Source organism: Methanoregula sp., from assembly GCF_028712425.1.
In the GTDB taxonomy this organism is placed as follows: Archaea; Halobacteriota; Methanomicrobia; order Methanomicrobiales; family Methanospirillaceae; genus Methanoregula.
Genome location: NZ_JAQTQD010000011.1, coordinates 19,461 through 41,126 on the forward strand (window position 1 = coordinate 19,461; position 21,666 = coordinate 41,126).

Annotated in this window: 23 protein-coding genes and 1 tRNA gene; 15 read left to right on the forward strand and 9 right to left on the reverse strand. The window is 55.4% G+C overall.

Annotated features, from left to right (window positions below):
* Window positions 1-23 precede the first annotated feature (23 nt).
* On the reverse strand, window positions 24-464 hold the full coding sequence (locus PHF39_RS07520; protein ID WP_300222454.1) for a 30S ribosomal protein S6e: 441 nt from the start codon (window positions 462-464) through the stop codon (window positions 24-26).
* A gap of 145 nt (window positions 465-609) precedes the next feature.
* Entirely contained in the window at window positions 610-2,388 is a 1,779-nt protein-coding gene (gene infB, locus PHF39_RS07525) for a translation initiation factor IF-2 (RefSeq protein WP_300222605.1), read from the reverse strand.
* Between the two features lie 260 nt (window positions 2,389-2,648).
* On the opposite strand from infB, the gene PHF39_RS07530 reads away from it, so the two are divergent.
* From PHF39_RS07530 to PHF39_RS07555, 6 genes are all read left to right on the forward strand, one after another.
* Window positions 2,649-2,721: transfer RNA gene (locus tag PHF39_RS07530), tRNA-His, on the forward strand.
* A gap of 183 nt (window positions 2,722-2,904) precedes the next feature.
* Complete coding sequence (locus tag PHF39_RS07535) at window positions 2,905-3,261, forward strand: hypothetical protein (RefSeq protein WP_300222457.1); 357 nt, start codon at window positions 2,905-2,907, stop codon at window positions 3,259-3,261.
* 163 nt (window positions 3,262-3,424) lie between these two features.
* Complete coding sequence (locus tag PHF39_RS07540) at window positions 3,425-4,231, forward strand: class I SAM-dependent methyltransferase (protein WP_300222460.1); 807 nt, start codon at window positions 3,425-3,427, stop codon at window positions 4,229-4,231.
* Window positions 4,232-4,244: 13 nt separating this feature from the next.
* Window positions 4,245-4,847: an NAD(P)H-dependent oxidoreductase gene (locus PHF39_RS07545; RefSeq protein ID WP_300222463.1), complete on the forward strand. Its 603-nt coding sequence runs from the start codon at window positions 4,245-4,247 to the stop codon at window positions 4,845-4,847.
* A gap of 81 nt (window positions 4,848-4,928) precedes the next feature.
* Complete coding sequence (locus tag PHF39_RS07550) at window positions 4,929-5,336, forward strand: nuclear transport factor 2 family protein (protein ID WP_300222466.1); 408 nt, start codon at window positions 4,929-4,931, stop codon at window positions 5,334-5,336.
* 66 nt (window positions 5,337-5,402) lie between these two features.
* The gene (locus PHF39_RS07555) at window positions 5,403-5,657 is read left to right on the forward strand and encodes a SemiSWEET transporter (protein WP_300222469.1); all 255 of its coding nucleotides are present in this window, start codon (window positions 5,403-5,405) and stop codon (window positions 5,655-5,657) included.
* Between the two features lie 123 nt (window positions 5,658-5,780).
* Here PHF39_RS07555 and PHF39_RS07560 read toward each other — a convergent pair whose 3' ends face one another.
* On the reverse strand, window positions 5,781-6,404 hold the full coding sequence (locus tag PHF39_RS07560; protein ID WP_300222472.1) for an RDD family protein: 624 nt from the start codon (window positions 6,402-6,404) through the stop codon (window positions 5,781-5,783).
* Window positions 6,405-6,550: 146 nt separating this feature from the next.
* Here PHF39_RS07560 and PHF39_RS07565 point away from each other — a divergent pair, with 146 nt between their 5' ends.
* Window positions 6,551-7,030: a hypothetical protein gene (locus PHF39_RS07565; protein ID WP_300222475.1), complete on the forward strand. Its 480-nt coding sequence runs from the start codon at window positions 6,551-6,553 to the stop codon at window positions 7,028-7,030.
* A 66-nt stretch (window positions 7,031-7,096) separates the two neighbouring features.
* Here the strand turns inward: PHF39_RS07565 and PHF39_RS07570 are convergent, their stop codons facing one another.
* Together PHF39_RS07570 and PHF39_RS07575 are read right to left on the reverse strand one after the other, a co-directional pair.
* Complete coding sequence (locus PHF39_RS07570; RefSeq protein WP_300222478.1) at window positions 7,097-8,176, reverse strand: ABC transporter permease; 1,080 nt, start codon at window positions 8,174-8,176, stop codon at window positions 7,097-7,099.
* A complete protein-coding gene (locus PHF39_RS07575; RefSeq protein ID WP_300222608.1) occupies window positions 8,173-9,981 on the reverse strand; it encodes an ABC transporter permease in 1,809 nt (602 codons plus the stop codon). Before PHF39_RS07575 ends, PHF39_RS07570 begins: the two co-directional genes overlap by 4 nt.
* Before the next feature lie 173 nt (window positions 9,982-10,154).
* On the opposite strand from PHF39_RS07575, the gene PHF39_RS07580 reads away from it, so the two are divergent.
* A complete protein-coding gene (locus tag PHF39_RS07580; RefSeq protein WP_300222481.1) occupies window positions 10,155-11,045 on the forward strand; it encodes an ABC transporter ATP-binding protein in 891 nt (296 codons plus the stop codon).
* A gap of 27 nt (window positions 11,046-11,072) precedes the next feature.
* Here PHF39_RS07580 and PHF39_RS07585 read toward each other — a convergent pair whose 3' ends face one another.
* Together PHF39_RS07585 and PHF39_RS07590 are read right to left on the reverse strand one after the other, a co-directional pair.
* Window positions 11,073-12,605, reverse strand: a complete 1,533-nt coding sequence (locus PHF39_RS07585; RefSeq protein WP_300222484.1) for a beta-ribofuranosylaminobenzene 5'-phosphate synthase — start codon at window positions 12,603-12,605, stop codon at window positions 11,073-11,075.
* A gap of 79 nt (window positions 12,606-12,684) precedes the next feature.
* Window positions 12,685-13,074: a type II toxin-antitoxin system PemK/MazF family toxin gene (locus tag PHF39_RS07590; protein ID WP_300222488.1), complete on the reverse strand. Its 390-nt coding sequence runs from the start codon at window positions 13,072-13,074 to the stop codon at window positions 12,685-12,687.
* 93 nt (window positions 13,075-13,167) lie between these two features.
* Here PHF39_RS07590 and PHF39_RS07595 point away from each other — a divergent pair, with 93 nt between their 5' ends.
* From PHF39_RS07595 to PHF39_RS07605, 3 genes are all read left to right on the forward strand, one after another.
* A complete protein-coding gene (locus tag PHF39_RS07595) occupies window positions 13,168-13,497 on the forward strand; it encodes an AN1-type zinc finger protein (RefSeq protein ID WP_300222490.1) in 330 nt (109 codons plus the stop codon).
* A gap of 137 nt (window positions 13,498-13,634) precedes the next feature.
* Window positions 13,635-14,837: a YcdB/YcdC domain-containing protein gene (locus PHF39_RS07600; RefSeq protein WP_300222492.1), complete on the forward strand. Its 1,203-nt coding sequence runs from the start codon at window positions 13,635-13,637 to the stop codon at window positions 14,835-14,837.
* Between the two features lie 104 nt (window positions 14,838-14,941).
* Window positions 14,942-15,892 (forward strand): hypothetical protein, encoded by a 951-nt coding sequence (locus PHF39_RS07605; protein WP_300222493.1) that lies wholly within the window; start codon window positions 14,942-14,944, stop codon window positions 15,890-15,892.
* On the opposite strand, the gene PHF39_RS07610 is transcribed toward PHF39_RS07605, so the two are convergent.
* Window positions 15,857-16,699: a winged helix-turn-helix transcriptional regulator gene (locus tag PHF39_RS07610; protein WP_300222495.1), complete on the reverse strand. Its 843-nt coding sequence runs from the start codon at window positions 16,697-16,699 to the stop codon at window positions 15,857-15,859. The genes PHF39_RS07605 and PHF39_RS07610 overlap by 36 nt on opposite strands.
* A gap of 65 nt (window positions 16,700-16,764) precedes the next feature.
* Between PHF39_RS07610 and PHF39_RS07615 the strand changes: the two genes are divergently transcribed.
* From PHF39_RS07615 to PHF39_RS07630, 4 genes are all read left to right on the forward strand, one after another.
* The gene (locus tag PHF39_RS07615; protein ID WP_300222498.1) at window positions 16,765-17,460 is read left to right on the forward strand and encodes a hypothetical protein; all 696 of its coding nucleotides are present in this window, start codon (window positions 16,765-16,767) and stop codon (window positions 17,458-17,460) included.
* A 127-nt stretch (window positions 17,461-17,587) separates the two neighbouring features.
* On the forward strand, window positions 17,588-18,799 hold the full coding sequence (locus tag PHF39_RS07620) for a hypothetical protein (RefSeq protein WP_300222502.1): 1,212 nt from the start codon (window positions 17,588-17,590) through the stop codon (window positions 18,797-18,799).
* A 440-nt stretch (window positions 18,800-19,239) separates the two neighbouring features.
* On the forward strand, window positions 19,240-19,521 hold the full coding sequence (locus tag PHF39_RS07625; RefSeq protein WP_300222505.1) for a hypothetical protein: 282 nt from the start codon (window positions 19,240-19,242) through the stop codon (window positions 19,519-19,521).
* Window positions 19,522-19,618: 97 nt separating this feature from the next.
* The gene (locus PHF39_RS07630) at window positions 19,619-20,290 is read left to right on the forward strand and encodes a flavodoxin family protein (RefSeq protein ID WP_300222508.1); all 672 of its coding nucleotides are present in this window, start codon (window positions 19,619-19,621) and stop codon (window positions 20,288-20,290) included.
* Window positions 20,291-20,357: 67 nt separating this feature from the next.
* Here the strand turns inward: PHF39_RS07630 and PHF39_RS07635 are convergent, their stop codons facing one another.
* Complete coding sequence (locus tag PHF39_RS07635) at window positions 20,358-21,608, reverse strand: hypothetical protein (RefSeq protein ID WP_300222511.1); 1,251 nt, start codon at window positions 21,606-21,608, stop codon at window positions 20,358-20,360.
* Between the last annotated feature and the right edge of the window lie 58 nt (window positions 21,609-21,666).

Sequence of the window (21,666 nt, forward strand, 5' to 3'; positions counted from 1 at the left end):
GAACGAAAAACGCAAAAAAAGTATTACTTTTTGCCGACCCGGGCCTTGGGTGCGGACTTCTTCTCTTCTTTCTTTTCGCCCTCTACCTTGGGGAATATCTCGTCAAGGGACTTCTCTCCATACGCCGTTACGCGGGCGTTGATCTGCACGAACTCCGCGGTGATCTCGCTTGCGCGGACCATCTTCCTGCGGCGTTCCCCGTCCATGACCGGGTGGAACCCGATGCCCCCGGCAAGGAGGAGTTTCTTGCGCCCGGTTCCTGGGACATTCTTCTTTGCAGCGATCCCGGTCCGGTCGGATGCACCGGTGATCTGGATCTTGTATCCGGCAAGCCCGAGCGAGCCTGCTTCGATTTCATCACCGATACGTTTCCCTACGATCGCACCTGCTGCACCGCCTGTGGCGTCAACATTGTAGGCGCGGCCGGTCTTGGGGTCTGATACAACGACTTTGAACTCAACCATACCTGATTCTTCCTGTAATATCTGGTTCCCCTTTTCCTTGGGGTTTCACGTCTCCGGATGCCGGCAGATCCGCCCACACATGAGAAGTACCCATGTTATTATACCGGTACGCTATTAAATCCTCGCGTACACAAACAAGGGGTCATCACTTGCCCCAGAAGGGATCGGTCTTTCGGCGCATGGAGGTAAACTCTGCCAGTACTTCCTGCGTGCTGGTGTTGAGCGTCTTTAGCATCTCTTTCTCCAGCACTTTGACATGGCGCTCCGGAATGTCCACCAAGAGGTCGTCTCCCACACTCACCTGTCGCCCGACCGTTGCCCCCTCGATGGATATCGCAACTTCGAGACCTTCATCGGCTTCGCGGATGGATTCCTGCCGGAGCTGCATGGTCTTGAGGTGCCCCACTTTCTTCCCGTCAAGCTTGATCAGGTTGACATCACTCCGGAGTTTCCCTCCCAGCACCCGCACACCGACAACGGCCGGGTTGCTCTGCCGGAAGACACAGTCCGGAAGGAGACGAATCTTTGCCGGCATCACCACATGCTCGAACCGCTGCTTCTCCATGAGGCGCTTCTGCTCATCCCGCCATTCCACGTACTGGTCGATGAGCTGGTAGATGACCCTCCCTTCAAAGACCTTCACCTGCGTGTACAGCGGATCTTTGATGATCTCTGCCGCGTCCGGCAGGAGTGGCGTATTGAAGGAGAGAAGGACGCGGAACGCGGGATTCTTGATGGTCTCGGTCTCGATGAGATCGAGCCGGCTGACCGGCCCGACCTCCGCCCGCATCACTCCGATCCCCTTGGACTCGAGCTCCTTGCAGAGGGCCTCAAGAGCGCCGATCGTGTCGGCCTTGATAACGATCCCCTCCTCGGCCAGGTTGACGTGGATCTCGGTCATCTCTTTCTTGATTCTCGTAATGACCTCATCCCGGTTCCCCCGGATGACAAAGAAGGGGGACCCGGCAATTACACCCTCAAGGTTCGGGGCGGTAACCTTGATCCCTGCGGCAGCGGCAACTACCTTCACCCGCTCGAAGCGCTCCTCGGTGAGGATCTCCTGCATAGGCCGGGGTTTCAGAAGCGACCTCACCTTGGTCACGACAACGTCTCCCTGCGATGCAACAGCAATCTCGTCCCCAACCGCGAGCGTCCCATCGTAGAGGATTACATCGAGGGTTGTCCCAAGACCGCGTTCCTCCTTTACCTCAACAACCGTGCCCGCTCCCGGGCCCTCGACCAGGAGTTTCAGTTCGTCGCTCATGTAACGCTGGGCAAGCCCGATCATGATAAGAAGGAGGTCCGGGATCCCTTCGCCGGTATGGGCGCTCAACGGAACAATCGCGAGGTTTCTCTGGAAGTCCGCTACCCGGTCAAAACGGTCCGCGGAGAAGTCAAGTTCCGAGAGTTTTCCCACAATCTCGTAGGTCTTGTTCTCGACATCACCTTTGACCCGCTCGTTCTGGTTATTGAATGATGAGATGAACGACTCGTTCTCGTTCACCCGCCACCCGTGAATGCGGTCGATCTTGGTCGCTGCAATGACAAACGGAGTTTTGCAGTTCCTGAGGATCTGGAGCGCCTCAATAGTCTGGGGCTGGAATCCCTGGTTGATGTCAACGACCAGAATTGCCATATCGGCAAGCGCCCCGCCGCGTGCACGGAGCGTTGTAAAAGCATGGTGTCCCGGTGTGTCAATAAAGAGAAGGCCCGGGATATTGATCGGGACCTTGCCCATAGTCCCGCTCATGGTCCGGATTGCATCGATCGGGACGATGGTAGCGCCGATATGCTGGGTTATGGCACCTGCTTCTGAGCTGACGACCGAAGAGCCCCGGATCCGGTCGAGCAGTGAGGTCTTGCCATGGTCCACGTGCCCCATCACGCAGACAATCGGTGTCCTTATCTTCGGGTTCTCCGCCATAGTCCGATCCTCCATTATTGTTCAAGCCAGAAACACGGGAAAAAACCGTACCCTCATGCCCGGAAGATGTATCCGGCACGTATCACCGTCAGGGAAGTGTATTTCGGGCCACCTGATATGTAATGGACTCCTGACAATATTAATTGTCACCCCGCGGACGGGGATGGCGTCCCATAAAGGTAATGCCTGTTGCCAGTGGTATCGACGCATTGGCAAGGATACATTAATCAAAGAACAGTGCAAAAATTAAAGGGCAATTTGCCAGGGTGGGGTAGTTGGTTATCCTAGGGGACTGTGGATCCCCCGACCCGGGTTCGAGTCTCGGCCCTGGCCTTCTTTTTGTGTTCCGCACTATGTGCAAAACTGACACGAATACAGTCAGATCTGTAATCCGCAACCAGACGGCTATCCGTTTGTTATCCACGCCTGGCTCCTGCAGGTTCCAAAGACATGAGATTACAAACAACAAGCTTTATTGTCTCAATTAATAGAACTAGCAGAAATATTAGATTGGATATGGAGAATACCCTGGTAGTCCCCGCAGCAGTAATTGGCGTTGCGTTTATCGTGTTCGGTGCCGCACTCGGGGTTATGTACCTGTCAGGGGATTCCGCTCTTCCCCCCCAGCCACCTCCGAATCTTGCCCCTCTTGAATCCCCGGTTCCTTATGCGGTGGGTGATATAATACAGTCAGAGGACGCTTCGCAGGTGGTAATTGTGACTGGTTATGATGCATACCGGGAGTTCTATTCGTATCAACCGGTAGTTGTCAACGCCAGCGCCGGCACGCTCCAAATCCTTGAAGGAACCGGCACGATGCCCTGCCAGGAATTCGAGGCACGGTATCCGACCAAGGTATTTATGAGCACCTGAAGCGGATCACGCCGCTTCCGGTTTTCGGCCTTTGTTTTTGATGATAGTGAGAAATGATCCCCTCGCACGCTTGACATTGCAGCACTTTTTTGTACAACATAACTCAAATATGTACATAGAAATCCGATCCGTCCTACGGATCGTCTCTGGAGCACATCCCATTATGGCCGAACATACCTATGTCCACGGGTATTCATCCCGGGAATCAGAACGTCTTTCTGACCAGGCAGAGACACTCACCGATCTCCTTCACCACGACACCCGGTACCCTGCGGGTTCTCTTGTACTGGAAGCTGGCTGCGGGATTGGTGCCCAGACAGTAATTCTTGCAGGAAACAGCCCGGGCGCGGTAATCACATCCATTGACATCTCGGAAGAATCTCTCAGGAAGGCAGAACAGTCCATGCGGGAGGCCGCAATTACGAATGTGACCTTTCGGCAGGCAGATATCTTCCACCTCCCTTTTACCCCTGCCAGCTTCGATCACATCTTCCTCTGTTTCGTGCTCGAACATCTCCCCAATCCCAAGCAGGCCCTTGAACAACTCCGCCCGCTCCTCAAAGAAGGTGGGACGATCACGGTGATTGAAGGCGATCACGGCTCTACCTTTTTCCATCCCGATAATGCAGATGCAAGGAAGGCGGTGCAATGTCTTGTCACCCTCCAGCGGGAGATGGGTGGGAACGCCCTGATCGGGAGGGAACTCTACCCGCTCGTCAGCCGTGCAGGGTTCCGCGATGTCCAGATATCCCCCCGGATGGTCTATGTCGACTCTTCACGCCCTGTCCTTGTAGAAGGTTTCACGAAACTGACTTTCACGGCCATGGTTGAAGGTGTCGGGGCCACGGTTCTTGAGAAGGGCCTGATGGCCCTTGATGAATGGAATCGCGGAATTGAGGCACTGTACCGTACGGCCGATGAGGATGGTGTCTTCTGTTATACGTTCTTCAAGGCAACCGCACGGAAATGACAGGATGAACGCCATGAAAATCTCCCTTATCCTCGCACATCCCCGTCCGGGAAGTTTCAATCATGCTATCGCCTCGACAGCAGCGCGTGTGCTTCATGAAGCCGGTCATAGTGTCTCCGTCCATGATCTCTATGCGGAAGCGTTCGACCCTCTTCTCCTGTCTGAAGAGACCCCCCGTGATGTACAACTTCCCGATGATATCGTACAGCATTGCTCAGAGATTACTACTGCCGACGGGATCATCATCGTCCATCCTGACTGGTGGGGGATGCCCCCTGCGATCCTGAAAGGCTGGATTGACCGTGTTCTCCGCCCGGGAGTTGCCTACCAGTTCGCGGAGACCGATTCCGGTGAAGGGATTCCCGCAGGGCTCCTGAAAGCGAAAACCGCCATTGTCTTCAACACATCCAACACCCCCCGGCAGCGGGAGATTGAGGTCTTCGGGGACCCACTCGAACGGCTCTGGAAGGACTGCGTCCTAACATTCTGCGGCGTCCCGGTTGTCCACCGCCGGATGTTCGGGGTCGTGGTGACCAGTACGGATGCCCAGCGGAAAGCGTGGCTGGAAGAGGTGAGCCGCCTGGTAACAAAGACATTCCCTGGTAAATCCGCGTAACAATCACCTCAGGCCATTTTCGCCCCGTGCATGCTCCCTGTTTATCTCCTCGTCCAGACACGATCCTGATGGAGACAGGAAATGGATACCATAAAGATCACGACAGATATTCTCGCAACGATAAGGGCAATGAACAGGGCCTGGACAACCGGATGGCATGAAGCAGAATTCCGTCAGTATATCCACGAGAATGCAGTTGCTATTGTACCGTCGGAACCCGGACGGCTTGAAGGCAGGGATGCGTATGTCGCCGGCTGGAGAGGATTCGCCCTGGCTGCAACGATCCATTCCTGGCAGGAGTCCGATCATAAGGTGGAGATATTTGCCGGCGGGCGGTGCAGTGTGGTAACATATTTTTTCACGATTGATGTTATGCTGGGCGGCGTGCGGCAGATCCTGCGGGGCCAGGACATGTTCTTCCTGGCGAAAGAAGGAAAGGGGTGGCTGGTTGCTGCTGACCAGTACTCTCCCGAACCTGCAGTATCATGATTACAGGAATGAACGGGACACGACCAGTATAAATTGTTGTCCAGTGAATTCATTGAGAGACATATCATGGACACCATTGTCATTGTCGGTTACGTTGCCGGGGCCCTCACCACTCTCTCGTTCGTGCCGCAGGTGGTCAAGGCCTGGAAGATGAGGGAGACCCGCGACCTCTCGCTTGCCATGCTCGTCCTCTTCGCTGTTGGCGTGATCCTCTGGACCCTGTACGGGACCTGGGTCGGATCTTTGCCTATCATCGCTGCCAACGTGATCACGTTCTCCCTGATCCTTGTTCTGCTCGGCCTGAAATTGTGGTACAAGTGAATTCGGCTGTCCGGGAAAGAGCCCGGATCTCCTGACAAACGACCAATTCCCGTTTTGCAGGCAGACACGTAAGCCGGTTAACCCGGACTGTCGGAAAGCACGAAAAAAGAGAATAATATCGGGTTATTGGGAATCCTGCTGCAGGAGCACGAGGCATCCCGAGAGGATGTCATGGAGTCCCTGGTGCTTCCTTGTGAACGCGATCATGATGAAGCCGATGAAGATGATCAGGGCAGAGATGTACTTCCAGAAGAACCGGAGTGTTGTGCGGGCAAAGCTCGGCTTGTTCCCCTCAAGGTCTGTCACTACCAGTTTCATCAGCACCTTGCCCGGTGTTGCCTGGCTTCGGGAGGATTCAAATCCTGCATAGTAGGCCCAGGGGACGACGATAAGGGTGATACCGTAAGCCGCAATGATCGACCCGAACAGGGCAGCTGTTGTGCCTTCGACCGTCAGTTGTTCAACGGGGATACGCTGCACGGCATAGAAGAAGAGGTTCTGAAAACCCCGGAAGAGGCCCAGTGCACCGGCTACGACAAGGTCGATGAGCAGGATGAGGATGAGATCTACGATGAAAGCAACAAGACGCCTCCCAAGGCCGGCATACACGCCGACATCGGGCCTTTCGTCCTCTTCCGGCGCAGGGGTGGCGACCGGTTGCGACTGGACCGACTCGATATCGGCTCCGCACCACTGGCAGAATTTTCCGGAGGCATCCGTCTCTTTTCCACATTTCGGACAGAACATTCGATAGACTCCTGATAAGTAAACTTCATCAGGAGTCCTTTTTAATGTATCGTTCTTTTCCGGATTCTGGCCCGCTTCGCGAATTCGTGACCTGCCGCACCGTTTCCGGCACAAATCAGTAATACGAGCACATGCAAGGGATCTGCATGAAGATTGCCCGGATCCTGATAGTCCTTGCCGGGGTCGTACTCTGTGCTCTCGCCGCCGGCTGTACGAGCCCGACAGGTGTGTTGATGAACAGTGGTACAGCCACACCTTCCCCCGCGGTGACGGTATCGCCCGATATCCCCTCCCCCACGTCGGGAGCTTTCCTGCCCGTGCAGACCCTGCCCCCCGAACAGTATGTCGATGTGCAGCTCACAAAGGAGCGCCCGGATTACACGATTCACCTCCTGTACAATGGCGGCAAGGGCGAGGTGAGTGTCCAGAATATCTTCCTGAAGGCTACACTGTCGGACGGGCAGGTTATTGAACAATACATGAACGACAACCAGCGGCAGCCGAGAAGGGGCGATGAGATCATCATCAAGGGCACATGGGGCAGCGACCGTGTCGAGGTCTATATCACGAGCGTAGGCCAGACTTACAAGGTCATTGACAAGGAACTGCAGGTCAACCGTCTCTGACCTCTCTTGAAAAAACCGGGTAAATCCCCGAACACCTTTTTTCGTATTTCTCGTTTGTACCTGAATTCAACCAGTGTAGCTGATCCTGCTGATCCGCTCCGCGTACTTCTGTGTTGCATACCCGAGCAGGGCGGCAACCGCAAGGACAGCCGCCAGTACCGCCCATTGTTCTGTACCTGCCGTGCCCACCGCGAGCCGTGTCAGGAGGTTCATCGGGTTTGCCGGCAGGGAGAGGGCAAAAAGGATCACGACAACAAGCGCTGTTGAGAAGATGAACTGGGCAGCGGTCCGTTCGCGGTAATGGAGGGCAGTCAATGCACCCAGAAGGACCAGGACAAAGGAACTTATGGTAACGTGCAGCAGGATCAGGCCGGCATTCTCGATCGCGATACCGTTGATCATAAGGAGCACCAGCCAGACTGCTGCCTGGGCGGGGACGAGGACCTCGCAGGCAAGGACTTTCCCCCAGACCATCTCGGAGAACGTGACCGGTGTCGAGACCAGTGTCTCCAGCGTGTCGTGCTGGTATTCTTCAGTAATCAGGTCGATGACGAGCGCTGAGGCGATGATCGCCGGCATGAAGACCAGGAGCGGGATCAAAAGCCCGTACACGAATTCGTAGAAGTCACCTCCCCCGGATGCCGGGGGAAACCGGAGCGGCAGCGGTTGTTCGTTCAGCCGATCTACCCTGACCTCCCGCAGGTCCTTCTCGTATCGCAGGAAGATATCCTTGAGCTTGACATCCACGATGGCACTCTGGAGATCGTTTTGCAGGGTGTAGAGCGTGATCTTGATCGGATCATCGGCATCCGGGGCCGTGTCCGGAACCCATATAACGGCGGCAAGTTTCCGTTCCTTCAGGGCCGTCACCCCGGTCGAGAGGTCCATCTGGAAGACCCGGAAGTCCGGGCTGGCATAGAGATAGCGGGACAGGTCCGATTCATCCCCCGCGTAGCCGATATTGTACTTGAACCGGGAGTACTTTGAGAGCGACGTGGGATCGTACATCGAGGTAAGCCCAACCATCAGGAACGAGGAGAAGAGGGCAACGAAGAGCTGGAGCAGGATAGCTAAAAGGATCGTCCGCTCTGAGAGGAGACCGCGGAACTCTTTCTTTGCAATGATAGACAGGTGCTTTGCCTTCATAACAACCACCCCAGGATGAAATAGAGGTTATAGAGACAGTGGACAACCATGGCGAGGGCAAGGCCCGGGACAAATCCTTTTGCCCCCCATTTTTTTATGAAGCAGGCAACGATCAAGACTCCTGCGAAGTGGAGGAGGAGCGGGAGCCAGAGCGAACCGAGGGAGAGGAAGAGGATGCTGCCGAATACCGAGTCCGAGATCTGGGCAAGGGTGACGAAGAGGAGGAGTTTCTCCCCGACAAGGAACCCTATGGCAGTTGCCCCGCTGGCAAGGATGAGGTTCTTCCACGTCAAAAACCCGGGGTCCCTATTGTACAGGGTGTAGATCCCGATTCCTTTTGCTGTCTCTTCAATCAGCGCGGCAAAGAGCAGGAGGAAGACAAGCGAAGCCGGCATCGGGAGGTTGAAGAAGAGGACAAGACACATCATCTGGACCATGAAGACGAACGGGATAGAGAACCCCGTGAGGAGGAAGAGCGAGAGGAACGGGTGCTTCCGTGAGAGGATCTCCGAGAGGAACTCCCTCATCCGTGTCACGAGCCCTTTCTCCGAGAAGAGCCGCTCCTCCTTGAAGTTTTTTGCCGCAATATAGAAGAGGACTGCGCTTGTGAGCCAGAAGAGCGAGGTCGAGTACAGGTAATCGGTGACAGTCCACGGGGTTCCCTGGAGGGTGAGGACGATGAGTGTCAGGGGCGAGATGAGGCTGATGACGTGGACATTGGCAAAGATGCTCGGGAAGAAGAGGTACGAGGTGGCGACCGTTGAGAAGAAGATCGAGATAAACGAGAGCTCCTTGAAGCTCCGCGAGAGCATCCCGATGAGGAGCGCGTTTGCAAGGAAAAAGAAGATCACCGGGACAAGCGGAAGGATGATCAGCGGAGAAGCCTGGATCCAGAGCGTGAGAGCAGCACAGATCGCAAGCATGCCCAGGAGGTAAGGGAGCATCTTCCCGATGATAATGGATACGGTCTTTACCGGTGCCGAGAGGAGGATCTCTCCCTTCCGCTCGATCCGCTCGTTCATAATACTCATCATGAAGAACTGGCTCGTGAAATAGAGCGGGAAGATGAAGACGAAGACGAGAATGATGGAGTCGAACGGGAGCGGGGGCGAGAGCTGGGACGGGGTCTTGAACGTGCCCATCGTGACGGTTGACGATGAAAGCGTTTCTGTGTATCGCGAGATCTGGGTATTTTCAGCATTGGACTGGACCAGCTGTCCGCGGAGTTCCTCTTTGGTGACAGAGAGGGTCGGCGACGGCGTTTCCACCTGCTCCACCGGCCCCTCCGGCACCGGCGCAGCCCGTACCGGCGCGGCGCTGACGTACTGGCCGCTCTGGGTGGCAAGGAAACTGAGTTCGCTCTTCACGCTCTGCGTGTCGATCCAGAGCGGGTACGCAGCAAAGAGGTCCTCTTCGCGGTTGTACACGCTGTTCACGTATTTCGCGTAGTCGCGCTCGAGGGTTTTGCGTGCAGCAACCGACCGGCTGCCTGCTCCTGTATACGCGTAGCCGTTGATGACAAGAATATCGAAATCACCCCGCTGGGCGATCAGGTCTCTCTCGGCGAGCTGGAAGACCGTGAACCGTGCATCTCCTGAAAGGATCTGTGCCATCGTCGGATCGTCAACACCGATCCGGTACATCCCGTCCTGGAGATGAAGGCCGCTCTGGGCAGAGAAGCCGGTGACAGCCACGAGCAGGACAAAGAGGACGATTGCGAGCGGGAGGACGTCCCTGCTCATCATGGAGAAGGATTTCTTTACTTCCCATCGCGCGATGGTCGTGATATCGGCAAGCGTGCCCATCATGTCTTCCCTGGATCTCTCCTGCATCATCACCATGGTGAAAAGGGCAGGTAGCAGACAACGATAGTTGAGTGTAATACCGGGTTTCTATATGTAGTTCTCCATGATGACAGGTGCCGGCATCCCAATCTATATCACCAGAACAACACAAGTCTGATCGAAAGGCGACTTCCATGATCACAGCCCGCAACCTCACGAAGGACTTCGACGGTTTTTTGGCGCTCGACAATGTCAGTTTTTCGTTTGAAGACGGCGAGATCTTCGGAATCATCGGCCACAACGGGGCAGGCAAGACAACGCTCCTGAAGATCATCTCCGGCCTCATCACCCCGACTTCGGGCGAGCTTGTTGTCAATGACATCGACGTGGTCAAAGATCCCCTTGCCCTGAAGCAGAACCTCGGGTACCTTCCCGAGGAATCCCGGCTGTACGAGACGATGACCGCCGAGAACTATCTTGCATTTTTCGGGGAGATCTACGGGCTCTCCCCGCAGGAGATCAAAGTCCGGTCCAGCCAGCTTTTTGCCGCCCTCTCGCTCGAGCCTAATGGCAAGAAGATCGGTGAATTCAGCAAGGGCATGAAACGAAAGGCCGCCATAGCCCGGTCGCTCATCCACAACCCGGGCTTCCTCGTCTATGATGAGGCAACAAGCGGTCTCGACCCGATGACGTCGCGCTTCATCGCGGATTACCTCCGCCGGCTCCGGCAGGACAAGAAGACGATCGTCCTCTCGGCCCACAACCTGTACCAGGTCGAGGCGATCTGCGACAAGGTGATGATCCTCCGGCGGGGAAAGGTCGTTGCGTTCGGCACGATGAAGGAACTCCGCGACCAGTTTGGATCCCTCACGTACACGATCTTCTTCTCCATTGATGATCCGGCAAAGCTGGTCGGGCATTCCAAGACGTACCGGCAGGAAGAGGGCTTCTTTGTCTGCGAAGCGGAGGAGATGAAGGATCTCAACGAGTGCACTGCCACGATAACGGAAGCCGGCGGGAGGGTCGAAAAGATTGAGTCACGGTATCCCTCGCTTGAGGAGATGCTATTAAAGATAGGCAAATAAGAAACGAACGCGATGTTTTCTCCCGCGTTATACAATCCGCACAGCCGCCCCGCTGTTCCGTGCGGCAGTAATGATTGTTGTTCCACCGAGGGACTCGTCCATGAATGACCGGGCCGCCCTCTCTAGTGATTTCATGCCTGTATCCCCGATTGCATAGACAGTCGGCCCGAACGAGCTCATCCCGGCACCGGCAGCCCCGGCTTCGCGGAGAACCGGCAAAAGGCCGGTCACGGTCGGCGGCTGGATGCTAAGCTCGACTTTCTTGAACCCGAGGCCCTGGACATTATTGATGGCTGACCCGAAGAGATCGAGGTCATGGCCGGCAATCCCTGGTAGCATCCGCATCAGCACTTCGTGCGAGAGAGCCCGGACGTTATCGAGCGGGACGGGACACCTTGTCCGGAAGATATCTGCTTCGTGGCCCCCGCTTGCCCCGGCCGGGACCGACGGGATTGCGAGCAGGACCTTCCAGTCCTCCGGAAACTCGTGACGGGCGATCACCGGCGGGGGGCTGACGCCCCGCGATGCAGATGACGGGCGGAAGTCGGTCTTCTCGCCACCGGCCCCGAACCGGTGCCCTCCATCGATAATGAACCCACCCTGGTCGAATGCAGCAGTGCCGATACCGGAGGTTCCGCCCCTTCCCGTGAGCCGGGCGAGCTCGAAGGTCGTGAGGTGACGGTCGTGGAGTTCTGCAACCGCTTTTGCCACGGCAAGCGAGAGCTGCGACCCGCACCCGAGGCCGACGTGGGCCGGATAGTGTTTCCTGACCGTGATGGCAATGCTCCCGCCAAGCGCGAGTTTCTGCAGCACATCCGCTGCCACTTCCCGGATCCGCTCCTGCATGACCGGGTCACATCCGGTCACGGAAAGAACCGGCGAGAGTTCCGCTTCAAGGAGGACGCCGGGCTCGTCCAGTGTGATGCCGATGCCACCGTCCACCCGTCCCGAACCGCCGTGCATGTCGATGAGCGAGACATGGACCCGCGACGGGGTGCTGACAACAATCCGCCGGGTATCAAGGAAGCGGTTGTAGGGGAACTGCTCTTCGATGAAGATGAGTGGCTTGCCGCTGTGGATGATCTGGTACTGCCGCGAGAGGAGCGGCTCATGTTTGCAGATGGCAAAGACCCTGCCTGCCTCTTCCGATGCGGGGAGGACCCGGGCATTGAGGATCTCCCTGCGGGCCTCAATATGGTGCTGCCGGATGATCTTCCCAATGGGAATGTCGGCTTTCATCAGGTCGTCTTTGAACTCTGGTGAGAGGCGGTTCACGGGCGTATGGGACACCGCGTAGATCAGCACCTCGCCGTTCTCCTCAGTCTTTATCTCTACGACCCGGAAATTGACCGGGTCGCCCTCGGCAATGCTCAGGTGATCTGCGGCAGTGCGATCCGCCGGGACGATCTCCTGCACAAGTGTTTTTATGACAACTGTTTTTCCGGTGATTGACTCGAGAATCTGGGTGACCGAGCCGTCCGTCCCGAGCAGGAACTTCTGGACGGGCGAGATCCTTCCCACTTCGGCCTCCATCTTCCGGATTGCATCCCTGATATCCATCCAACCATCGTTATCGCACCGGAAGATAAGGATGCTGATGCACCGCTTCCCATCCTGGCAGGAGGAAACTGTCTGCCGTTCAACGCTTTTTCCGCGAATTGCCGGAACGTGCTGCTCTTACTGGTGACATGCCCGGGAACATGACTGTTGGCAGTAATCCGGTAATCTCCGCGAGCGCCTCCCCGTTCAGCCTGCCCTTCTTACCGATGATGTCCCCGCTCCGGAGCGTGAGTACCCTTGAAGTCATGATATAACTCTCGGAAAAGAGGTCGAGCCCTCCGGTGGCAAAATCATTGATAGAGAGCGGCAGGCAGGGTGCATCGGAAGGAGGCTTGCTGCTGACCGGGCAGATGCGGATTAGGCCGGACTCTTCAGTTCCAATGACAATGACCGGCCGGGTCTTTGGAGGGGTACGATCATCCAGTGCGACCGCCGCGAGGAGGACATCGCCAACAGCATACTGCCCCATGCATTAGTATCCGGCGCGGAAACGGATAAGCGATGGGGTTCTCGCATGGCAGGAACGGGAACTCTTTATCCAGAGCGGTGCAAAGAAAGATCGATGACGCGCTGCGACCACTGCGGGAACGAGACAACCCTCCCGTTCACCTGCCAGCACTGTGGCGGGAAGTTCTGTTCTGACTGCCGGCTCCCTCCCAACCACAACTGCACGGGCATCGGCAGCTGGAACAGGAAACCCCGGCCGGCCGTGGGCATGAGTTACAGCAGGGGCAGCGGCGTGAGGGCAACCGGCGGAATTGCCACGGACGCCCGTCGCGGCGTTGCGAAGAAGGCGGAAACCGGGATCCCGTACCTGAAGATCATGATCGCTGTAATCGTTCTGATCATACTCGGACTTGCCGGGCTCATGCTTGCCGGATACCTCCGTTAGCGGCTCCCGGCAGTGCCACTGACCCGTCCGCGATTGGTAAACTTTTGTCACAGAATTCGTTTAAGCCTGTACCCAGTACTTCCTAATCAGCCCCGGTACCTGAACGGATCGATAAGGTCCCGGCAGTTGGAGATTGTATGAAACAGAGAAAAAATGCAGTTCTGATTTTTGCGGTCGTTATTGTGATGATTGGCGTCTCGATTGTTCTTGCGGAGCAGTTTGCGGGGAAAGGTGCATCCACCCCTCCACCCCATGAACCTGTTGTGGGTACCCGGGCGACAGCAGTCGCAGCAACCCCGGCAGTCGCGATCACGGCAACGGCCATGCCGGAAGCTGTCATTTCGAAGGAGGAGGCAACGGCCCTTCTGGATGAAGGGGAAACCCACGGGTATTCTATTGCCGGTATCACCCTCACAGACCGGTATCCCGGGAAACTCCTGTACGAATTCTCTTTGGTGCCGGATAGCACGCACTCCCGCAAGACGAACGCGACATTCTTCATCGATGCGGAGACCGGCGATCCCTACACCCCCCTGCAGGACAAGGCAGGGATCACGATCAAACAGGCAAAGGCAAAGGCCCGCGGGGCATTCCCGGAACTTTCCGCAGACCGGGTCAGGATCCGGTTTAACGACGGGTCGCAGTACCTGCGGGGATGGTCCTTTGACCTGATGAAGGACGAGGAAAAGCTTGTCCAGGGCGGTCTCGATGCGGACACGGGCGAACTGATCTCATATTTCATCGGGATCAAGCGCCTGGGCCGGCCCGCCACGCCATCTGTCCCGATGGATGCTGCACAAAAAACGGCGGACCGGGAGGTCCGGGAACGCAACGGCGAACTCCCGCTTACCCTTGTCGATGCCCGGCTGGACCCGCTGGGGATGCCCGGTGAGGACATTGCCGGGAAATACGTGTTTGTGTACAAACGCGTCATCCACGGGGTCCCCTGCGCCAGCGACGGGATCGTTGTCACAGTTGATTCCGTTGCAGGGAATGTTGTCGAATATAGGAAATCGTGGACCCTCCCGGAGGATGCCGTGGCACTACCGGCAGAACCGGTCATCTCAAAGAATACTGCGACAGCGACCGTACGGAAGGACGCGGAGAAGATCTACCCGGCCTCGGCTGACGGCCTCCGGATTATTTCGGCCGAACTCCGGTGGAGGGACTTCCACAACCCGGACAAGGTAACGCCCGGGCCTGGCAGTGTCCCGCTTGCCTGGGAGGTGCAGTTCGATGACGAGACGATCCGGGCACAACAATATCCGAGCCCGGGAAATGGATGGATCGATGCACGGAACGGGACATTGCTGGACCTGTATTACCGGCACGAGCACTGATCCTGCACCCTTTGACCCGGGCGATTATTGGAATGATAAAATATTGGCACAGAAATAGTTTAAATGCAGACCGCAGACGTACCTGACATCAGGAGAATCTTGAAATGAAATCTTCAACAGCAGGTGTCAGGGCTGTACGCGTTGGTGCAGCCCTTGTACTGGCAGTCCTCATCGCAGTACCGGTCATGGCAGAGACATCGTTTGAGTCCAGCTGTCCGCAGACGATTGCAGAAGGGGACGCGTTTACGATCCGCGGGACCGGCGCGACAAACGGATCCGTTACCCTTCTTGTGTTTGGCCGGCACTATTTCCATACTTTTACGGCAAACCCTGATAATCGAGGGGACTTCTCTATTACCGTTGGACCGGAAGAGACCCGGAACTTCTCCGCCGGCCAGTATGCTTTCGTGATCCAGGACCCGGGCGAAAACGGGCAGTACGAGATCGGTACCCGTATCTCCACCTCCGGGAACATCACGGTCACAGACCGCGTCACTGCGGTTGCCGACCTTGGTACGGCAACCGACCTGAAACCGTGGGTGGATCCCGAGATTGAAATCCTCATGGCGGCATCGGGGAGGGCGGGGGTTGACGATGTCTTCCGGGTGGAGTACTTCTTTGTTGAGCTCCCTTCCCTTCATTTCGATCAGGAAAGAGATCCGGTGACCGGCCGGCTGATCCTGAACGGCAGCGATCCCCGCAGGATGGTATTTTCCGGGACCACCAACATGGCACCGGAGAATGTCCTGATCGCACGGATCCGGGATGCTGCGTCCGGAAAGGAGGTCTTCACCGATACCATCCCGGCCATTACCCCCGCGGACGGGATGGAGCCGGGGAAGCACAGTTCCTGGAACACGTGGCACTACAGCCTCGACCCGGTGCGGCTCCCGCCCGGGGAATATGTTATCACGGTTGGCTGGGATAAGGAGACGTGGTGCGGGAGCAACACAGCGCTGTTCGTTGTCCCGGATGCGGGGGCAGCAACAGGCCAGCAGATTTCTGCACCCACCCTGTTTTCACTCATGAATTCCGGGCTCTTTGCCAGGCTGTAAACCGTTCACCGGATCCTGCACTGGTGCGGGGAATTCCGTAGCGGCACGGGCTTCCCCGCCATTCCTGATAATTTTCCCGGCATCCCCGGTGAGCGAATACTGCACGGGCCTGCCGGTCTTCTCCCGGTCCTGTTCGGCAAGCACGATCCCGTCTTCCACCAGCATCTGCATGTGGTACCAGAGCGCGGGGCCCGAGACATTCAAACTTTTTTTCAGCTCCGTCCTTGGCATGGCCTCTTCTTTTTCCAGCAGGGAAAGGATGTGACTGCGAAGGGCGTTATTCCGGTGTGTCAGGATCTTCTGTTCGAGTTCCGGGATTCCGGTCTTGTGCATATAATAACGGGTCAGGCCGCCGTCTTTTGTTTCCTGCACGACATGAAAGGAGGTGAGCAGGCCGAGGTGATAGGAAAGCGTGCCGCGGTTAATGTCGAGTTCCCGTGCAAGGGAACTGAAATGGCACCCGGGACGGGAGCGGATGAACTCCGCGATCCGTTCCCGCAGGGGGTGGTCGAGCAGTGTCTTCCTGGTTATCCCGCGGAACCTGAACCAGAGAAAGAAGCCCAGGCCCCCGAAAAGGATCGTGACGATGACCTTTGCCAGTGCCGGGGAGACCATTCCCACGTAATGGAGCACCATGATCTCCGGAGGATGGAACATCCGCGGCACCCCATGCACGGAAGGATCTCCCCAGAGGAGGAGCGTGATGGTATTCAGGGAGGCGTAGATACAGATGAGGGCAATGAGAAAGATGAACCCGTACCATGCTGCCTGCCGGAGGATCCGGAGTAGTACTATGAGGCGTACCATCAACCACCATTTTCAAAACAACATATTTATTATATTTGGTAAAATTTCGTCACAGAAATTTTAAGGTGGCAGTCATCGTATCCACGGGTTGGAAACACGGTTCGCATGCAATCATGCAGAATACGAACGTGCTTTCAGGTGAAAGAATGGTAAAAGGATTATATCGGCAACTAGCATTGCTTATTGTTTTAAGCATACTCTGTATCGGTGCCCTGCCGGTCGTCAGTGCGGCAGAGGCAGGCACTTCCGCGCCCCTTATCTCCCATGCAACACCGGAGCAGATAAAGCTCATCAACGAACTCTGGGGATCGGATATTACTATCGGTGAGTACATGGAGAAAGTTCACCCGGAGCATCTCGTTGGTGTATCGGATGATGTGAAGAAGGAGATGAACCAGCGGAAGATGATCTGGCCTGATGAGACAGGTGAGAATAAAATTTCAGAACTGTCGAAACTGGTCTCCCTGACGGTAACCGGACGCATACAAAAATACAGCAGCACCCGAATCATTTATGGAGGGAAAGCACGGTTATCCTCAGGAATTGCCAGTTATATCTACGTTGAGGCATTTTTAGTGAATGCCGCAGACTCACAGGTAGATTCAACCTCTGCCTCTGCCAACTCAGCAGGTTCGGTTGATACTGGAGACAAGATGTACTTCTGGCCAGATGATGGTAGTTATCATGTTCATGCATGGGGCTATACCATCACGCCCGGTTATGAAGATTCTGATCATACCGGCTCAATCACCATCCCCTAACTTTTTTTCTCTGGACTACATAATGCTGATAATTTATTAATCACGGAAGAATTCCATGAAAATATTGTTGCATACGTGGGTAATTCTGCTCTCCTTTTTCCTGTTGGCCATCCCCGTCACCGCAAACATGTCTGGTACCGACGTCCTTATCCATTCGCCGTATATCATCGAAGATGAATCCGGGGATCCCTATTTCACCTATTCAAAGGGATTTGTCTTTGATCAGAACTGGATTGTATGGATGACCTACAGATTGAAACAAGCACCTCCGAAGAATATTTCCAGCATCATCCGGATGATGAACGTGTCCGATGGGGAAACGCAGGTTATTGCGACCTCCCCCTCCTCTGACCACCAGTACATGTTCGATACACCCTTCAGTGCCGAAGAGGGCCGCGTTGTCTGGAGTGAAAACTCCATGATCTTCCTGTACGACCGGACAACCGGAAAAGAAAAATCTCTCACCACGGATGAAAGCAGGGGCGACCCCCGTCTTTATCGGCAGAACCGGAACCCAATCATCACGAGTGACCGCATCATCTGGATCGGCGATCAGGTCTATCCGTCAACACGATCTGAAATCGCCCTCCTCAACCTGACAAGCCAGAATCGCCAGCTCGTTTTCTCCGGCCCCGGAAAAATCGGCACGCTTTCTGCGGACGGATCCCATATTGTCTGGTCGGATGAGCGCAACGAACCTGGCGGCGGGGATATTTATCTTTTCGATCTTGACAGGAATGAGGAGATCCCTCTCTGCACGGCCCGCGACCTCCAGCATTATCCCCGGATTTCAGGGGAGTATGTTGTCTGGGAAGATCTCCGCGAAGGAAAACCTGCAATCTATCTCTATAACCTGACATCCAAAACAGAACAGCGCATCAGTGGCGATAATCTCCTGACGCTGGCAAGTATGCCTTACATTGCCGGTAATTATGTTGCATGGACACAGTATGATGTCCATGACAGGACACGGGAGAAGTCCCGGACCATCGCGATCTATCGGATCAACACCGGTGAACGTGAATTGTTCCTCCAGGGAACACGGCCCTTGACATTACTGGATCTCAAGGAGAACCGGCTTCTGTATTATCGTTCAGAAGGGAAATCCCTGCAAGAAGGGTACGTCCACCTGTTCGTGATCGATACGATGGAGGAATCCCTGGCGACGACACAGCCGGCTCCTGTGACAGGCCAGGAAAACCTCCCCCGGGAAGCCACTCATCAGCGGTCGCCTGCTCCCTCGCAGTCAGCACCTGTCTGTGTCGCAGTCCCGCTTGCGGCTGCCTGCATCGCCTTTTTTATCTGGTCGCGGACTGCGTACCCGTCTACCGGACCCTGATCCTTTTTCGGAACAACCAGATCCCCTGAGGGAACACTGCCATTGGCACTCCCCGGGAAAAGAGTCTCTCCAAAAACCCCGTAATACGCCCGGATTGGCAAAAGGACGAAGGGCACTTTTTCGTGGAGTGGAAATGCGGTCCACGCCGATGGAAAAAACCTTGTTCTGAGTTTCGTTTCAAAATTGCGTTGATTTTTGCCTCTTTTCAACCTGCAAAATGGCGGGCGCCCGATGGCCAGAAAAAACAGGGGGGTGGATTGGCCATATCCCGCATTTGTGCCCGCCCGGCTGCGTTTGTGCAGGGATTTTCATTTCACCGACGGTAAATCCAGCCCGCATGAGGAGGAAGACACCCATCTTCCTGCCCGGAACAGAATAATCCGGAACCTATTTCCCGTTGGGGGTAGGATATTGGCATCATCAACCCGGGTGATTTTGTTATGTGGCTCGAACTGCTGACATTCCTGATCGGTATCGCATTCGGATTTTTTCACAAGGGAAAGGAAGACTATTGGGGGATCCTCCGGAACGGTGCTGTCCTCGGGATTATCATCGGCGTCCTCGCCGTCCTCATCTCGCTGTTCCTTGCGCCGGGCAGCACGAGCCTGAGCTTTGACTTCCTGGGGGCCTTCGGGACCATTCTTGTGATCCTTGTCTTTGTCATCCTGATGATCGCGGGCACATTCATCGGCGACCGGCTCGAAAAATTTCTGAGAAAATAATTTTTTATTCCGGAACTTTTTTTTCAAAATATTTTTTCATCGGCATCCGGCCGTACGCATATAATTTCCGGCAGCCAACCGGAGATTAGGAAATCTCATGAAGATCCTTGCCATCAACGGAAGCCCCCGTACCCTCCGGAGCACAACACGCCAGCTTGCCCAGTATGTCCTTGACGGAGCTGCGGAAGCCGGTGCAGAAACGGAGATGATCGATCTCTGCGACCTGAAGATTACTCCCTGTACAGCCTGCGAGGGGTGTTTGTTCAACGGCATCTGCGTATTCGATGACGACATGCCGGCACTCGTAGAGCGTATGAAGGAGGCGGACGGGATTGTCTTTGCCTCTCCCGTGTACATCGACAACGTCTCCGGCCAGATGAAAATTTTCTTTGACCGGCTCGCTGACGCGATTCATTACCAGGTCCTCGCAGGAAAGTACGGGTGTTCGGTTGTGAGCACGCACACGTCCGGTGGCGATGAGGTTGTTGCCTACCAGAACCATGTCCTGAATTATCTCGCAGTTGTCTCCGTAGGTGGGATCAGCGTGGCAACCGGTGGGGACTCTTTTGCTGTAGAGGCAAAAGAAGCGGATGCCCGGGCGCTCGGCGGCCGGAAACTGGTGGATGCGATCACGAATGGATTCTCCAATGCGAAGCAGGAAGCGGAGATCGCGGACAACCGGGAATTTTTCAAGGATATCGTTGTTGAGAACCGGGATATGCGTACGGAAGAGTACGAGCGGTGGGCCCGGTTGGGATGGATTAAGTGAAGATTTCTAGAGTACCGGCAGATAGTATCATCGTAGCTGGAACCTAAAAAAGAAATCCATTATCCCATTATATCTGGCGGGCTCGGTTTCTTTTCATGAGGATATTGGTCAGGATCCCCACAGACACTGCCAGGATAATCACGATTGCCCCGACCGGGCTTTCCGGTACGGGTGTGTTCTGTGAGCCGGGCAATCCCTTGCCTGTTGTCGTGACAGCGGCAGTTGAAGGGAGCGTTGCAGCAGGATTTCCGGTAACGGATGTCACCCAGAAAGACATCGGTTTGAGTTTATGCCTTACAATCAGTCCGTTACTGAAATCGGAGATCGATGCCACCCCAGATGTAACATTGCTGAATGTACCGGATGTAATATCGTAAGTACGGATGGTCCCGGTATCTGTGTTATTATAATCAACTCCCGGCTTTTTTACCCAGACCATGGTATTTCCGGAAATGAATGGAACCTCTATCGGTGCAGTTTGTGAGGTCTCGACAGACCGGGTCTTCCCGGATATAAGATTTGTCAGACGCATATCATAGGATTCGGCGCTCCTTACTGGTATACCGTTGATATAATTCGGCTCTTTAGCACTTATGACCCATGCGACGTTATCCCCGGAGATGTCACCATACCCATAAGTCCGGATTGATTTGCTTTCCGGAATAATATAATCCCCCCCGGTGGAAATCGTGTAAATATGGATCTCCCGACCGGGCTCACGGTCGACCCGTTCGCATCCCCACAGGATCCGGTCACCGTCAATGGCGAGGCCGTGGATATTATTATGAGACGTGATGATGATCTGGTGGGAACCCGTGGACCGTGTATAGAGAATGAGCTTCCGGTCATCCACACCGCCCCGCATCACGACATGATCCCCGTCAGCAACGATCTTCGTGACCCGTTGCATAGGCCCATTGGTTACATAGATCACCTGTTTTTTCCCGGTCGCAAGATTATATTCATAGACGGTTTCATTCCGCCAGTTCATAGTGGCAGATGTGTCATATTCCGTGTAATAAACACTGCCGTCAGAAATTTCCAGGGATTCGAGTTCCGTTGCATCATTGGTGAGGGGGATGCTCTTGTAAAAAGTTCCATCGGCGTGATGCACCCCGATTGCCGGAGGACTGGAACTACTCACGTAGGTTGCGATGAGGTTGTCATCGATATGGGCATCAGTCCAGTCCATCATCGATCCCTTCTGAGATATGAGTGTGTCTGACGATGCAGCGGTGCAGGGTACAGGAATCATCCCGATGATGGCTGATAAAACAAGGACAATGTGAATGACCGGGTGATGAATGGATATTTTCATGGTGCTTGATTTTCCGGTGTGCTTTAAACGTTTTATTCCTGAACTGTCTACACATGCC